The sequence below is a fragment of the Pseudomonas sp. CFII64 genome (assembly GCF_000416235.1).
Classification (GTDB): domain Bacteria; phylum Pseudomonadota; class Gammaproteobacteria; order Pseudomonadales; family Pseudomonadaceae; genus Aquipseudomonas.
In genome coordinates this window covers 101,008-115,789 of the sequence record NZ_ATLO01000032.1, presented here as the reverse complement: position 1 = coordinate 115,789, position 14,782 = coordinate 101,008, and the positions used below count along the sequence as shown (strand labels likewise).

At 60.5% G+C, this 14,782-nt stretch carries 12 protein-coding genes; 9 read left to right on the top strand and 3 right to left on the bottom strand.

Annotated features, from left to right (window positions below):
* The first annotated feature begins 207 nt into the window (after positions 1-207).
* From hflK (CFII64_RS15095) to cfaB, 5 genes are all read left to right on the top strand, one after another.
* On the top strand, positions 208-2,154 hold the full coding sequence (gene hflK, locus CFII64_RS15095) for a protease modulator HflK (protein ID WP_044901412.1): 1,947 nt from the start codon (positions 208-210) through the stop codon (positions 2,152-2,154).
* Between the two features lie 11 nt (positions 2,155-2,165).
* Positions 2,166-3,191: a protease modulator HflC gene (hflC, locus tag CFII64_RS15090; RefSeq protein WP_020291661.1), complete on the top strand. Its 1,026-nt coding sequence runs from the start codon at positions 2,166-2,168 to the stop codon at positions 3,189-3,191.
* Positions 3,192-3,205: 14 nt separating this feature from the next.
* Positions 3,206-4,261, top strand: coding sequence for a protease modulator HflK (gene hflK, locus CFII64_RS15085; protein ID WP_020291660.1), 1,056 nt, complete (start codon positions 3,206-3,208; stop codon positions 4,259-4,261).
* Positions 4,258-6,201, top strand: a complete 1,944-nt coding sequence (locus tag CFII64_RS15080; RefSeq protein WP_020291659.1) for a heavy metal translocating P-type ATPase — start codon at positions 4,258-4,260, stop codon at positions 6,199-6,201. Before hflK (CFII64_RS15085) ends, CFII64_RS15080 begins: the two co-directional genes overlap by 4 nt.
* A gap of 276 nt (positions 6,202-6,477) precedes the next feature.
* Positions 6,478-7,662 carry a C17 cyclopropane fatty acid synthase CfaB gene (gene cfaB, locus CFII64_RS15075; RefSeq protein WP_020291658.1) on the top strand — a complete coding sequence of 395 codons (1,185 nt, stop codon included), beginning with the start codon at positions 6,478-6,480 and terminating at the stop codon, positions 7,660-7,662.
* 130 nt (positions 7,663-7,792) lie between these two features.
* Here cfaB and cls read toward each other — a convergent pair whose 3' ends face one another.
* Positions 7,793-9,232 carry a cardiolipin synthase gene (gene cls, locus CFII64_RS15070; protein ID WP_020291657.1) on the bottom strand — a complete coding sequence of 480 codons (1,440 nt, stop codon included), beginning with the start codon at positions 9,230-9,232 and terminating at the stop codon, positions 7,793-7,795.
* A gap of 169 nt (positions 9,233-9,401) precedes the next feature.
* Between cls and CFII64_RS15065 the strand changes: the two genes are divergently transcribed.
* Positions 9,402-9,923, top strand: a complete 522-nt coding sequence (locus CFII64_RS15065) for a DUF3617 domain-containing protein (protein ID WP_020291656.1) — start codon at positions 9,402-9,404, stop codon at positions 9,921-9,923.
* Between the two features lie 3 nt (positions 9,924-9,926).
* On the opposite strand, the gene folE2 is transcribed toward CFII64_RS15065, so the two are convergent.
* Positions 9,927-10,823, bottom strand: coding sequence for a GTP cyclohydrolase FolE2 (folE2, locus tag CFII64_RS15060; protein WP_044901411.1), 897 nt, complete (start codon positions 10,821-10,823; stop codon positions 9,927-9,929).
* Positions 10,824-10,927: 104 nt separating this feature from the next.
* On the opposite strand from folE2, the gene CFII64_RS15055 reads away from it, so the two are divergent.
* The 3 genes from CFII64_RS15055 to CFII64_RS15045 all read left to right on the top strand — a co-directional run bounded on the left by CFII64_RS15055 (position 10,928) and on the right by CFII64_RS15045 (position 14,247).
* The gene (locus CFII64_RS15055; protein WP_020291654.1) at positions 10,928-12,160 is read left to right on the top strand and encodes an N-acetylmuramoyl-L-alanine amidase; all 1,233 of its coding nucleotides are present in this window, start codon (positions 10,928-10,930) and stop codon (positions 12,158-12,160) included.
* 228 nt (positions 12,161-12,388) lie between these two features.
* Positions 12,389-13,597 (top strand): zinc metallochaperone GTPase ZigA, encoded by a 1,209-nt coding sequence (gene zigA, locus CFII64_RS15050; protein WP_020291653.1) that lies wholly within the window; start codon positions 12,389-12,391, stop codon positions 13,595-13,597.
* Positions 13,597-14,247, top strand: coding sequence for a DUF1826 domain-containing protein (locus tag CFII64_RS15045; protein WP_020291652.1), 651 nt, complete (start codon positions 13,597-13,599; stop codon positions 14,245-14,247). Before zigA ends, CFII64_RS15045 begins: the two co-directional genes overlap by 1 nt.
* A 125-nt stretch (positions 14,248-14,372) precedes the next feature.
* Here CFII64_RS15045 and CFII64_RS15040 read toward each other — a convergent pair whose 3' ends face one another.
* Entirely contained in the window at positions 14,373-14,744 is a 372-nt protein-coding gene (locus CFII64_RS15040; protein WP_020291651.1) for a hypothetical protein, read from the bottom strand.
* Positions 14,745-14,782 lie beyond the last annotated feature (38 nt).

The window sequence follows — 14,782 nt, the reverse complement described above, 5'->3', positions numbered from 1 at the left end:
TCCTTGGCCTGGGGAAAGGCAGAACTTTGCGTCTAGATGGCTGGTGTGTAAGTAGGTGCCAGGCCGAACATTTTGTAGGAATGTTCTGGTTAGTTCTCGCGACTGCTCTATGTTCACGAATCAAAGCCAAACAAAAATTTCACCATTTCTGTTATATCGTAACGCCTTTATTGACCACAGCAACATTCAGCAAGTTTTGGGGTAGTGATGCGGGTTGATCTGGATGTTGAGCACGACAGGCTGGATGGCTTGCCGAGGTTTCAAAGAGCGGCGGTGCAGGCGGCGCGGCTTTCGCGGCTGATGTGGCTGGCCGCCGGTTTGGGCGGCGTCGGGTTGGTGTTGTCGTTGTTTGTAGATCTGTTTTCGCCCAACTCCTTGTGGACGGCGGTGTTGACCACTGGCGCGGCTGCATTGTTGCTGCTTGCGGCCGGGTTGCAGTCGGCACAGGGCGTCGCTTTGTGGCGCGCGCGGGCGCTAGGCAGCGCTGCTCCCCTCATCACTGTGCAAGGCGCTGCGGAAGATAGCGGCTGGTATGAACGCCTGCTGGCGCGCATCAGCGGCAGCGGAACGACGCTGGTCGCCCAGATCGGCAAACCGACGTTGTGGCTTGGTGGCTGGGCGTTGCTGGCGTTGATCAGCATCCAGCTGATCTGGAACCTGACGCTGCCGGGCAGCAATCTCTCGCAACTGGGCAATCTGGCGGGCGGCGCGATTTTGCTGCTGGCGTTTGGCTTGTTGGTACTTGAACGCCAATTCAGCTCCGAGCTTGCCGCCGAATGGCCGGAAGCCGGGCAACTGGCGCAGCTGACCCGCGTGGTGATTGCGGTGTTGCTGGTGGGCGCGCTGTGTCTGTTTTTCTCCAGTGCCGACCGCGTCTGGCCGGCGCGACTGGCGGTGTTGATTGGTCTGCTGCCTGGGTTGGTGGCCGTTGAATTCCTGCTGCGTGCTGCGCTGTCGTTATTCAGCCCGCGTAATGAGCGGCTTGAGCCGCGTCTGACTGCCAGCAGTTTCGTCGCCGGTCTGCTGCGCTGGCCGCCGCAACCGCTGTTGGCCTTGCAACATGAACTGCACAATCGTTTCGGCATCGATCTGCGGCAGATTTGGGCGTTTACCTACATGCGTCGCGCCTTTCTTCCGGTGCTGGCGCTGGTGACGGCGCTGGGTTGGGTGCTCAGCGGGGTGCATGAAATCCCTATGCAGGGCCGAGGCATCTACGAGCGTTTCGGTAAGCCGGTGGAGGTTTTTGGCCCCGGCCTGCATGCCGGGTTGCCTTGGCCGTTCGGGCGGGTGATCGCGGTGGAAAACGGCGTGGTGCATGAATTGGCGACCAGCGTCTCCGATTCCAGCGCCCTCGAACAAGTGCAAGACCCCGCCGAAGGTCCGCCGCCGCTGACCGCCAATCGGTTGTGGGACGCCAGCCACATCAACGAGAAATCCCAGGTGATCGCCAGCAGTGCCGGGGCCAAGCAGGGCTTTCAGATCGTCAACATGGACGTGCGTTTTGTCTATCGCATCGGCCTGACTGATCAAGCCGCCATGGCCGCAACTTATAACGCCGCCGATGTGCCGACCTTGATCCGCAGCACCGCCAGCCGCGTGTTGGTGCATGACTTTGCCTCGCGAACCCTCGACGAACTGCTCGGCGAACAACGCGCCGGGCTCGCCGACGATATTGGCAAAGCGGTGCAGGCTGATCTCAAGCAATTGGACAGCGGCGTGGAAATCCTCGCCACAGTGGTCGAAGCCATCCATCCCCCAGCGGGCGCGGCCAATGCCTATCACGCGGTGCAAGCCGCGCAGATCAGTGCCCAGGCGCTGATTTCCCGGGAGCGCGGTGCGGCCAGTGACAAGGCCAACGTGGCGCAACTCAATGCCAGCATTGCCCGCGATCAGGCCACGGCCAATGCCCGGGAAGTTATGGCTGCGGCGCAAGGTGCGGATCTGCGCTTCAGCGCCGAGCGTCAGGGTTTCGCCAAGGCCGGGCAAGCCTTCCTGCTGGAACAGTATCTGACCCAACTCAGCCAGGGCCTGGCCCACGCCAAATTGCTGGTGCTCGATCACCGTCTGGGCGGCGCGAACAATGCGCCGACCATCGACCTGCGTACTTTCACTCTACCGGCAGACCCAACGGCGCCGAGTAAAGCCGTTCAATAAGGAGTCGACCCTTGAGTCTGTTTCATAACCACGATCATCACGATCACGCCGGACACGATCACAGCGGCCATCATCACGGCCATCACCATGGCGAAGGCGCTGGCCCTGCGGCGTTCCCCTGGCGGCGCGCGGCATTGGCGGCGGTGTTGATTGCTTTCGCGGTCGCTGCGGCCAGCCTGGTGCAAGTGCGCTCGGGCGAAGCCACGGTCATCACGCGCTTTGGCAATCCGTCCCGCGTGCTGCTGGAGCCGGGCCTGAGCTGGCGCTGGCCGGCGCCGTTCGAGGCGACGATTCCCGTTGACCTGCGCCTGCGCACCACGTCCAGCGGCCTGCAGGACGTCGGTACGCGCGACGGCCTGCGCATTATCGTTCAGGCGTATGTGGCCTGGCAGGTGCAAGGCGATCCGGACAACGTGCAACGCTTCATGCGCGCCGTGCAGAACCAGCCGGACGAAGCCGCCCGGCAGATCCGCACTTTCGTCGGCTCGGCGCTGGAAACCACGGCGAGCAGCTTCGATCTGTCGAGTCTGGTCAATACCGATGCCAGCCAGGTGCGAATAGCCGATTTCGAAAACCAGCTGCGCCAGCAGATCGATCAGCAGTTGCTGACGACTTATGGCGTGCGCGTCCTGCAAGTCGGCGTCGAGCGTCTGACATTGCCTTCGGTCACCCTCAACGCCACGGTTGACCGGATGCGCGCCGAACGCGAAACCATCGCCACTGAACGCACCGCCGTGGGCAAGCGCGAAGCCGCGCAGATTCGCTCGGCCGCCGAACGCGACGCGCGTATTGTCGAGGCGGATGCGACGGTCAAGGCCGCCGATATCGAAGCGCAATCCCGGGTCGAGGCCGCGCAGATCTACGGCCGCGCCTACGCCGGTTCGCCACAGCTCTACAACCTGCTGCGTTCGCTGGACACGCTGGGCACCATCGTCACGCCGGGCACCAAGTTGATTCTGCGCACCGACGCGGCGCCGTTCCGGGTGCTGGTCGACGGCCCGCCGACGCTGGATAACAAGAGCGGATCGCAGCCGTGAGCGAGTCAGGAACCATGAGTGAACAGGTCGAACGGCCGCCAGTGAACAGCCCTTGGCTGCAAGCCAGTCGTCTGGCATTCATTGCCTTGTACGCCGTGACTTTGCTGGCCGCGCTGGGCTGGGCGTTGTCCAACGTGCGGCAGATCGATCCGCAGAATCGCGCGGTGGTGTTGCGGCTCGGCGCCCTGGAGCGCATCCAGAACGCCGGTTTGCTGACTGCGTGGCCGCAGCCTTTTGAGCAAGTGGTGTTACTGCCTTCGGCGGATCGAGTGATTGAACGTCGGGTGGAAACCCTGCTGCGTTCATTCCAGGCGGTGCAAGCTGACCGAGTCGCGAGTTTTGCCGCGCCGATGAGCGATGCGCTGGCCGGTTCCGGTTTTCTGCTGACCGGTGACGCTGGCGTCGTACAGCTGGACGTTACGGTGTACTACAAGGTGACCGACCCTTACGCCTTCGTGCTGCAAGGTGATCACGTGTTGCCGGCGCTGGATCGCCTGGTTAATCGCAGTGCCGTGGCGCTGACTGCGGCGCGGGATCTGGACACGATTCTGGTTGCCCGGCCCGAGCTGGTGACTGCAGACAGCAAGGCCGCCGAGCGCCGGGAGCGGTTGCGCGGCGATCTGGTGCGCGGCATCAATCAGCGTCTGGCTGAACTCAACGCTACAGGTGTGGGCATCGGCATCGAGGTGGCGCGGGTCGATGTGCAATCAAGCCTGCCGACAGCGGCGGTCAATGCCTTCAACGCGGTGCTGACTGCCAGCCAGCTTGCAGATCAAGCCGTCGCCAACGCGCGCAACGATGCGGAAAAGCTCAATCAGTCGGCCAATCAACAAGCTGACCGCACGCTGCAAGTCGCCCATGCGCAGGCCTCGGAACGCCTGGCCAAGGCCCAGACCGACACCGCCACGGTGACCAGCCTCGCGCAGTCAATTCAAAACCAGAGCGACCCCGGTTTGCTGCAACGCATCTATCGCGAACGGGTGCCGAAGATTCTCGGTCAGGCCGGTTCCGTGACCACGGTTGATCCCAAAGACGATTCCCGCCTGATTATTCAGGGAGCAGAAAAATGACTGGCGAAGCCGCTCACGATCACAAGCATGCCGCGCCGCAACCGGCGGGCAGCATGCTCAGCGGCGCGGAGCAACGCAGCGCGGCCCGGCAACTGACGTTGGCGATGCTCGCCTTGGGCTTGCTCGGGCTCGGGTTGGTCTGGCGATTTGTCGCGCCGGAACAAACCGGCGTCAGTCAATTGCTGCTGGGGGCGGCCTCGTTGCTGGTGGCGATTCCGGTGGTCAGCGCCGGATGGCACAGCTTGCGGCATCCGAGCCTGCACGGCATCACCGATCAACTGATCGCGCTGGCGATGTTGGGCGCGTGGGCAACCGGCGATTTGATGACCGCTGCCTTGCTGCCGATCATCATGATCTTCGGCCATGTGCTGGAAGAGCGCAGCGTGATTGGCTCCCAGGAAGCGATTCAGGCCCTGGGGCGTTTGACCCGCAGCCATGCGCGTCTGATCGACGCCGACGGCAGCATTCGCGAGGTGGATAACTCGACGCTGGTGGCGGGGGATCACGTGGAAGTCCGTGCCGGGGATCGTGTGCCCGCCGACGGCCTGGTGATTTCCGGGCAGGCCAGTCTCGACACCGCGCCGATCACCGGTGAGTCGGTGCCGCTGGAGGCGAGGGCGGGTATTGAGGTGTTCGGTGGCGCGATCAATCTCGACGGCTTGCTGCGCATCGAAGTGACGCGCATCGGCAATGAATCGACGCTGGGCAAAGTGATTGCGCTGATGCAAAGCGCCGAGCGTTCCAAGCCGCCGATCACCCGGCTGCTGGAACGCTACGCTGGCAGCTACATGGTTTTGGTGCTGCTGATTGCCGCCGTGACCTGGTTCATCACCAACAATGCCCAGGCCATGTTGGCGGTATTGGTGGCGGCGTGTCCGTGCGCTTTGGTGCTGTCGGCTCCGGCGACAGCCATTGCCGGCATTGCCGTGGCGGCGCGTCACGGGATTCTGATTCGCAGCTCGGCCTTTCTCGAAGAGCTGGCTGATCTGACTTCGCTGGTGGTGGATAAAACCGGCACGCTGACGTTCGGCACGCTGCGCCTGGAGTCCATTCAGGCGGTTGGCCTCGAGCGCTCGGACTTGCTGCCGCTGGCCGCCAGTCTCGGCTCGGCGAGCAGCCATCCGGTCAGCCGCGCGCTGGCCGGTCTGGTGAGCAAGGATCAACTGCTGGCCTTGAGCGATATTCGTGAGCGGCAAGGCTTGGGCGTGATCGCGTTCACCGAGCACGGCGAAGCTGCGCTGGGTCGTCCCGAGCTGTTCGAACAGCTGAACATCGCCACCTCAGCCGTGCCCAATCACGACGGACCTATTGCTGGCCTGGCAATGGACGGCGTGTTCCTCGCCTGGCTATTGCTGGCGGATAGCCTCAAGCCGGAAGCGCGTTTTGCCTTGGCTGAGCTGCGGGAGTTGGGTATGGGCCGGCAACTGCTGCTGACCGGGGATCGTAAAACCGTGGCCGACAGCCTGGCGCTGGAAGTCGGCATTGCTGATGTGGAATCCCAGGCATTGCCGGAAGACAAACTCACCCGCGTACGCGGCGAAATCGCCAGCGGTTTCCGGCCTATGGTGGTGGGCGACGGCATCAATGATTCGCTGGCCCTGAAAGCTGGTGTGGTCGGTGTGGCGATGGGCGCGGGTGGTGCTGATATCGCGCTGGCGTCGGCGGACATCGTGCTGATCGGCAGCGACTTGCGCCGCCTGGGCACTTGCGTGCGCTTGAGCCGCCAGTGTCGGCGAACCCTGCAGGTCAACGTGATCATCGGCTTGGGCTGGACGCTGGCCATCGTGGCCTTCGCAGCCTTTGGTCTGTTGGGCGCGGCCGGGGCGATGGTTGCCGCCATTCTGCACAATCTGAGCACGCTGCTGGTGCTGGGCAACGCGGGCAGATTGTTGCGTTTTCAGGAGCCACTACTAAAGTTGGATACAACGCCACAGGCCTGAAAAACCGTTGTGTTCGCGCAAAGGCTTGAGCTAGAGCAGTGGGCTAAGTATAAAAATTCGCTTGAGCTTTGAAGAACTCTGTTACAAATTAGGGGTCATTCAAGGTAAGGGTGTTCAATACAAGGCTGCAATGTGGGCTCGTATCAGTGGGCACAAGGCCGTTCCCGGAAGTCGATTTTTATAGTTTTGCTATAAAGCCTATAGCCTTTCAGCCCGTTAAGTCGGGCTGGGATTGGACTACCCTTTTCGAGTTTCTGGATCAGGGGGTTAACTCAAATGCTCGCGCAACTTCCACCGGCCTTACAGAATCTTCATTTACCGCTGCGTCTCAAGCTCTGGGACGGCCATGAGCTGGATCTGGGACCCGCGCCCAGCGTGACCATCGTCGTCAAGGATCCCCGGCTGGTTTCCGAATTCACCCATCCAAGCCTCGACCTGCTCGGCAGCGCATTCGTCGAAGGCCGGCTGGAGATGGAAGGCTCGATCAGCGAAGTGGTCAGGGTCTGCGACGAACTCAGCCAAGCGCTGCTTGACGATGAAGACGGCGAATTCCACTCGTCGACTCAACATGACAAAGCCACCGATGCCGCGTCGATCTCCTATCACTACGACCTCTCCAATGATTTTTACCAGCTGTGGCTGGACCAGGAGATGGTCTATTCCTGCGCCTATTTCAAGACCGGCGACGAAACGCTGGAGCAGGCGCAGCAAGACAAGTTTCATCACCTGTGCCGCAAGCTGCGGCTCAAGCCTGGCGAGTACCTGCTGGATGTCGGTTGCGGCTGGGGCGGGCTGGCGCGTTTCGCCGCGCGCGAGTACGGCGTGAAGGTGTTCGGCATCACCTTGAGCCGCGAGCAACTGGCGCTGGGACGCGAGCGCGTCAAAGCCGAAGGCTTGCAGGACAAGGTGGATCTGCAATTGCTCGATTACCGCGACCTGCCCCAGGACGGTCGCTTCGATAAAGTCGTCAGCGTCGGCATGTTCGAGCATGTCGGCCACGCCAACCTTGAGTTGTACACGCAACGGCTGTTTGGTGCAGTGCGCGAAGGCGGGTTGGTGATGAATCACGGGATCACCGCCAAGCATACCGACGGCCGTCCGGTCGGGCGGGGCGCGGGTGAGTTCATCGGCCGCTACGTGTTCCCCAATGGCGAGTTGCCGCATGTGGCGCAAATCAGCGCCCACATCAGCGAGGCGGGCCTGGAAGTGGTGGATGTGGAAAGCCTGCGCCTGCACTATGCCAAGACGCTCGCCCACTGGAGCTCGCGACTGGAGTCCAACCTTGAGCGCGCCGCCGCGCTGGTCCCCGAGCAAACCTTGCGGATCTGGCGGCTGTATCTGGCCGGGTGCTCCTACGCGTTCACCCGCGGCTGGATCAACCTGCATCAGATCCTGGCGGTTAAACCGTATACCGATGGCAGGCACGAACTGCCCTGGACGCGGGAGGATATTTATCGGTAGACGGTTTTCTGAGCCGGGTTAAGTATGTGGGACCGGATTTAACCGGGAAGACGGTTTTGCAGTCGACACCTATGTGTTGAATGTACCGTCCTCTTCCCGGATGAATCCGGTCCTACAGGGTTTGTAGTGTCTACAAAATCGGCGAAATCAACCGTGCGATGCGCATGCCCAGCTGTTGCAGGTGGTGGGTTTCACGGCTTTCCTGAATGGAGATTTCATGGGCCTGGGCGAAGTCGTCGTTGAGCATGTGCTCCACTTCACTGGCGAAGTCGCTGTCTACGGTCAGCAGCATGAGTTCGAAATTCAGCCGGAACGAACGGTTGTCCAGGTTGGCGCTGCCAATGGCGCTGATCTCGTTGTCCACCAGCACCACTTTCTGGTGCAGGAACCCAGGCAAGTAACGAAATACCCGAACGCCTGCGCGCACCGCCTCGAATGCAAACAGGCTTGAGGCGAGGTACACGATGTAGTGATCGGGGCGCGACGGCAACAACAGCCGCACATCCACGCCACGCAACACGGCCAGACGCAGTGCCGCCGACACCGCTTCGTCCGGAATGAAATAGGGGCTGGTGATCCACACCCGTTCCGTCGCCGATTGAATGGCTTCGACGAAGAACAGCGAGCAGGTTTCCTGAGCGTCAGCCGGACCGCTGGCGAGTAACTGACACAATACGCCGTCTTCCGGGTACGACTCGGGAAGGCTCAGCGGCGGCAATTCCCGCGTGGCCCAGAACCAGTCCTCGGCGAACGATTCCTGCAAGCACGCGACCACCGGACCAATCACTTGCACATGTGTGTCACGCCACGGCGCGAGCGGCGGCTTGAGCCCCAGGTATTCGTCACCAACGTTATGCCCACCAACAAAGCCGCATTGGCCGTCGACCACGACGATCTTGCGATGATTGCGGAAGTTGATCTGGAAACGGTTCAACCAACCGCTGCGCGTCGCGAAGGCTTTGATCTGCACACCGCCTGCCCGCAATTTTTCGCTATAACTGCCGGGCAATGCATGACTGCCGATGCGGTCGTAGAGCACATAGATCGCCACGCCTTGAGCGGCTTTTTCCAGCAACAGATTCTGCAATCGGCGGCCCAGTTCGTCGTCATGAATGATGAAGAACTGAATCAGCACGGTGTCTTTTGCCTGGCCGATGGCAGTGAAGATCGCGTCGAAGGTTGCGTCGCCATTGATCAGCAGCTTCACCTCGTTGTTGGCCAAGGCCGGCATGCGCCCCAACTTGGGCATGGCGCGCAGGGAGGCATACGCTTGCGAGCGGCGCGCTGCCACGGCCTCTTCAATCCAGGGCCGCCAGTTGAGGTCGCTGATCGCGCTGCGCATTTCTTCGTTGGCCTGGCGTCGCGCCTTGATGTAGGCGTCGAACGAACTGCGACCAAACACCAGGTAGGGAATCAACGCGACGTAAGGGATGAACAACAGCGGCATGGCCCAGGCAATGGCGCCTTGTGCGGTGCGGACCGTCAGCAGTGCATGAATGGCTGCACCAATTCCCACTAGATGGATGAATCCAAGGACATAGCCGAAAAAATACGGGCTGTGATAATCCATGCGCAATCTTGCTCCGGGCCATTTGCCCATTAACAGACCACAGGCTGTGATGAATGTCGCTATTTTATTCGCCGTGCAACTGGCTGGCGGATCTGTCGTCTAAGCCTCATTGTTCGCAGTCTGTGTTGGGCCGTCTTCTCTATCAATCGTTTGAAACAAGGATTCACAAATGAACAAACCCATGTTGGCGTTGATCTGTTGTCTGGCGGCGCCACTGGCGCAAGCCCAAATGCTGCAACCGGGGCTCTGGGAGCTGACTTCCAGCAATATGCTGGTCGACGGGCAGCCGCTGCCGGATCTGCAATTGATGCTCGGTCAGCTGCAAAATCTGCCGCCTGAACAGCGCGCGATGATGGAACGCATGATGGAAAAACAAGGCGTCACGTTGGGTGGCAAAGGCGTGCGGTTTTGTTTGACTCAAGCCCAGGTCAAATCCGACGACATCCCGCTGACCGACCCTAAATCGGGCTGCAATCAGCAAGTGACGGCGCGCAATGGCAACAACTGGAATTTCAAGTTCAGCTGCCCGAAAGCGCAAGGCACCGGGCAAGCGCAGTTTCTCAGTGACCGTGAGTTCACTACCAAGGTGATTGGCACGTTCAACGCCACCGGCCAACAGCAAAACGGCAGCATGGATACCCGTGCGGTCTGGCTGGGCCAGCAGTGTGGGGCGGTCAAGCCACGGACTTGAGTGCTATGCCCTGAACCCATTCCAGGAGCTTTGCGCCACTGCGTCGTGAGCATGCAGGCTCTCGGCGTGGATGACCTTCAGGGCAAACCCTTTTAGCGCGGGATTGCGCTTGAAGGTCCGATGCAGCCGTCGCGCTGCGTCTTCGCAGAACATCAGGTTCTGCCCATTCGCCAAGGCAAACGCCTGCTCGTCCGCGCGCTTGACTGCAGTCTGCACGGCTGTTCCCAGCGCTGCCTCTGCTTGATCAATTAACTGCAGCGTCGGAAATTCATCAACAAATTCATTAAGTTGCACGTGAATCTGCGCGGTGCTGCGCTGGCTGTGCGGCGTCGCAACTATCCCTTCGGTACTGCCCAGCCATTCCAGTACGGCAGCTGATTCAAGCTGTTTGCCGGGGAAGTCCTCAACGAACTGCTGCTGAATCAGCTGACGCGCCAACGCTGCCGAGCAAGGACAGGTCGAGGAATAATTCACGTCAATTTTTAGTTCCACGTGGAACATTCCGTTTTTCAGGCTGGCGAAGATGCTGATTGGATAGGCTTTCCAGCCCGCCAAGGCACTGACCAGCGCTGGCCGCTTCAGCAGTGGTTCCACGTGAATATTCAGATAGGCATTGTTTGAAAGCCCTTCATGGCTCTGCAAAAAACGCTCAAGCAGTCGTTGCACGGAGGCGGGTGTAAGCTCTTCGTTCTCCAGCGTTTCAAGCGCCAGATACAGCCGGGACATATGAATGCCGCGAGCAGCGCCGTCATCGAGGCTCACGCCCACATCCGCCTTGGCGCTCAGGCGTTTGCCGTCCATGAGGATAGGAAGCGCAATGCCGCACATGCCGACCCAATCCAGTGGCAGAGCTTGTCTTGAAGCCTGGGCGGCAATATCCGGAAGTGTCGCAACATTCATGAAAGGGGCCGCCTGGGGGCTAAAACATCATGTTATATTATTACAGTTAGATCGACGATTACTTTTTTGGGCTGGGATGCTCTGCACCTTTAGTGAGCCATGCCATGCACCGACGCCAAATTTTGCTCAATCTGTTATTGGCCAGCGCTGCGCTGGTTTTGCCTTTGGGGGTTTATGCCACGCAGATTCGCAATGCGCGTTTGTGGCGGACCGATGACAAGCTGCGCCTGGTGCTGGATCTAAGCGGACCGGTGCAATACAAGACATTCGCCCTTGAGGCGCCGGACCGCCTGATCATCGACATAAGCGGCGCGCGGCTTACCGGTGATTTCAGCCAGCTGGCCTTGGCCAATACGCCGATCAAGTCGATTCGCTCCGGCCATTACGGCCAGGGTGACGACACGCGCATCGTGCTGGATCTGACCGCGCCGGTGCAGCTCAACAGTTTTCTGCTGGGACCGGAAGGCAGCCAGGGCCATCGCCTGGTTCTGGACCTTGGTGCCGCGCTGCATACGCCCGTGCAACTGGCGGCGGTGGGCGCGCAGCCACCCGCGCCGCAGCCATCGCCGTTGCTCGACAAGGCCCATCCGAAACGCGATGTCATGGTGGTGATTGATCCTGGTCACGGCGGTAAAGATCCCGGCGCGGTGGGCGCAAAAGGCGAGCGGGAAAAAGACGTGGTGCTGTCCATTGCCCAGCTGTTGGCCAAGCGAATCAAGCGCGAGAAGGGTTTCGACGTGCGTCTGGTGCGCAACGACGACTTCTTCGTGCCGCTGCGCAAACGCGTGGATGTTGCGCACAAATACAACGCCGACATTTTTATCTCGATCCACGCCGACGCCGCGCCGCGGATCACCGCGTCCGGCGCGTCGGTATATGCGTTGTCGGAGGGCGGCGCGACGTCGGCCACGGCGCGTTTCATGGCGCAGCGGGAAAACGGTGCGGATTTGCTGGGCGCTACCAGTCTGCTGAATCTCAAGGACAAAGACCCGATGCTCGCCGGGGTGATTCTCGACATGTCGATGAATGCCACCATCGCCGCCAGCCTGCAACTGGGCAATACCATTCTCGGCAGTCTGGCGGACATCACCACGCTGCACCAGAAACGCGTGGAACAGGCCGGGTTTGCGGTGCTCAAGTCGCCGGATGTGCCGTCGATTCTGGTGGAAACCGGGTTTATCTCCAACGTGCGCGATAGCCAGCGCCTGGTCACCGCGCGCCATCAACAGGCTGTGGCTGACGGATTGTTCGAGGGGCTGCAGCGCTATTTCCAACGCAATCCGCCGACTAATTCGTATGTGGAGTGGCAGCAGGCGCAGAAAGCGGGGCAGGTTTAGATAGCGGCTTGATCCTCATCACACAACCCGTAGGGCCGGCTTTAGCAGGGAGGAGGCCGGTGCATTTGCCGCAATTGCGTCGTCAGGCCTTGCGCCCTCCAGGCTGAAGCCGGTCCTACGGATAGCGAGGCGTAATGTGCTTTTTCAGCGAAAGATTGGCGTATCTGCATTGTTATACTATAACATTCAAGTCTTGCGACCTGTCCCTCGCCGCCGATGAGAATCCCCATGCCAAATCGTCTTCCCGTCACTGTGTTATCCGGCTTTCTGGGTGCGGGCAAAAGCACCTTGCTCAACTACGTGCTGCGCAATCGTGAAAATCTCCGCGTGGCGGTGATCGTCAACGATATGAGCGAGATCAACATTGATGGCAGCGAAGTTCAGCGTGATGTCAGCCTGAACCGTGCCGAAGAAAAACTGATCGAGATGAGCAACGGCTGCATTTGCTGCACCTTGCGCGAGGATTTGCTGGAAGAGGTTAGCCGGCTCGCGCAGGACGGGCGTTTCGATTATCTGTTGATCGAATCCACCGGTATTTCCGAGCCATTACCCGTTGCGGAAACCTTTACCTTCCGCGACGAGGCGGGCAAGAGCCTGGCGGATATGGCGCGGCTGGACACCATGGTCACGGTGGTCGACGGGGTCAATTTCCTGCTCGATTATCAGGCCGCCGAAAGCCTGGCGAGTCGCGGGCAAACCCTGGGCGAGGATGACGAACGCTCAATCACCGACTTGCTGATCGAGCAGATCGAATTCGCCGACGTGATCCTGATCAGCAAGATCGATTTGATCAGCTCCAGTGAGCGCCAGGAGTTGATAGCGATTTTGCAGCGCCTCAATGCCCAGGCAGAAATCATCGCCATGGTCATGGGCGAGGTGCCACTGGCGAAAATCCTCAACACCGGTCGCTTCGATTTCGAGCGCGCGTCCCTGGCGCCGGGCTGGCTTAAAGAGCTGCGCGGCGAGCATGTGCCGGAAACCGAAGAATACGGCATCGCGTCCACGGCTTATCGCGCCCGTCGGCCGTTCCATCCGGAGCGGTTCTTCAGCTTCATTGATCGTGAATGGACCAACGGCAAACTGCTGCGCTCCAAGGGGTTTTTCTGGCTGGCCAGCAAGCCCAAGGACGCCGGAAGCTGGTCTCAGGCTGGCGGCTTGATGCGTCATGGCTTCGCCGGTCGCTGGTGGCGCTTTGTGCCTGCTGTGCAATGGCCGGAAGACAAGGAAAGCAACGCGGCGATCATGCAGACCTGGAGTTCGCAAACCGGCGACTGCCGTCAGGAATTGGTCTTTATCGGCCAGAACATCGACTTCGCCCAGCTTACGGCCGAGTTGGACAATTGCTTGCTGACCGACGCGGAAATGGCGCTCGGAATCGAAGGCTGGGGTGAGCTGCCGGACCCATTCGGCCCTTGGCATGACGAGGAGGCCGCCTGATGCTGGCACCTGCGTTGAAATGGCGTCCGCTGGTGCGCCAGGTTCAGGCCGACAAACCGGAGATCCTCGGAAAAATCCTGGAAGAGGACGTCAATCTGGCGATCTGGCAGCGCCAATTGCCCGCGCACATTGAGGACTTCGGCCAGTTGCTGCTGTCGCTGGGCGAACCTCTGGCCGAATCCATGACCCTGCAAATGCCCGATGAAGACGCCGAGCCTGACCTGCGCGGCCTGGCATCAGCCTATGCGGATCTCGAAGGCTATTCCGGGTTTATCGCCGATGTGTCGTGGCTGGTCAGCGCTTACGCATGCCTGCTGGGCGCCAAGTGCATTGGTCTGCGCCTGCGGGTCTTGGACAAGGCGATGTGCCCGCGCTTTCACGTCGATCACGTTCCGGTGCGGCTGATCACGACCTACGCCGGGATCGGCAGCCAATGGCTGAAAGAAGGCACGATGGATCGCACCCAATTGGGCAGACCGGAAGCCGAGCCGCAGGATGTGCTGAAAGTTCAGCAGATCAACAGCGGCGACGTCGCACTGCTCAAAGGCGAACGCTGGATCGGCAATGAAGGCTTCGGCCTGATCCACCGCTCGCCCCAACCGCGCAAGGACGGGCGTCGTTTGTTGTTGAGCCTGGATTGGCTGGATTGAAATGCTCGTTGGAGCGAGGCTTGCCCGCGAAGAGGCCGGGACAGGCTCCGGCTATCTCTCTGACTGAACCGACGCCTTCCCGGCTAAAGCCGGTCCTACGGTAATCTCGCTGTGATTCAGCGTCCTTACGGCACCAACCACGTCCCCTGACTTTGTCCTTCGCAAAACGGCTTGAGGTACAGCGCATCGCTGGCGACGCCGTAATAGTGAATGTTCTCGCGATAGGGCATATTGGCGACTTGCGCGTTGCTGCACACGCCGAAAGCCCCCGCCGGGCATTGCTCCGAGTAGGTGACGTCGACTTTCTGGCCCGCCAGCTGCGGTTGGCAGAAGCCGTCCTTGAAGAGTTTTTCCGGAATGTTGCGGTTTTCCTGGCAGACTTTCACGTCGAGTCGCTCGGCCTGGGTATGCACCAGACACGCCTGGGCCAGGACCTGATTCGATGTCATCGCCAACAGCATCAATGCCAGCCACAACGGCCGCTTGATCACGCGCATTATTGCCTTCCCGAATTCGTTATTTCGCCATCGTCAGA

Coding starts and splice junctions, on each gene's coding strand:
- CFII64_RS15065 (WP_020291656.1), top strand. CDS start 9,402: ATGAACAAACCCATGTTGGCGTTGATCTGTTGTCTGGCGGCGCCACTG.
- cfaB (WP_020291658.1), top strand. CDS start 6,478: ATGCTCGCGCAACTTCCACCGGCCTTACAGAATCTTCATTTACCGCTG.
- hflK (WP_020291660.1), top strand. CDS start 3,206: ATGAGTGAACAGGTCGAACGGCCGCCAGTGAACAGCCCTTGGCTGCAA.
- CFII64_RS15040 (WP_020291651.1), bottom strand. CDS start 14,744: ATGCGCGTGATCAAGCGGCCGTTGTGGCTGGCATTGATGCTGTTGGCG.
- CFII64_RS15080 (WP_020291659.1), top strand. CDS start 4,258: ATGACTGGCGAAGCCGCTCACGATCACAAGCATGCCGCGCCGCAACCG.
- zigA (WP_020291653.1), top strand. CDS start 12,389: ATGCCAAATCGTCTTCCCGTCACTGTGTTATCCGGCTTTCTGGGTGCG.
- CFII64_RS15055 (WP_020291654.1), top strand. CDS start 10,928: ATGCACCGACGCCAAATTTTGCTCAATCTGTTATTGGCCAGCGCTGCG.
- hflK (WP_044901412.1), top strand. CDS start 208: ATGCGGGTTGATCTGGATGTTGAGCACGACAGGCTGGATGGCTTGCCG.
- folE2 (WP_044901411.1), bottom strand. CDS start 10,823: ATGAATGTTGCGACACTTCCGGATATTGCCGCCCAGGCTTCAAGACAA.
- cls (WP_020291657.1), bottom strand. CDS start 9,232: ATGGATTATCACAGCCCGTATTTTTTCGGCTATGTCCTTGGATTCATC.
- CFII64_RS15045 (WP_020291652.1), top strand. CDS start 13,597: ATGCTGGCACCTGCGTTGAAATGGCGTCCGCTGGTGCGCCAGGTTCAG.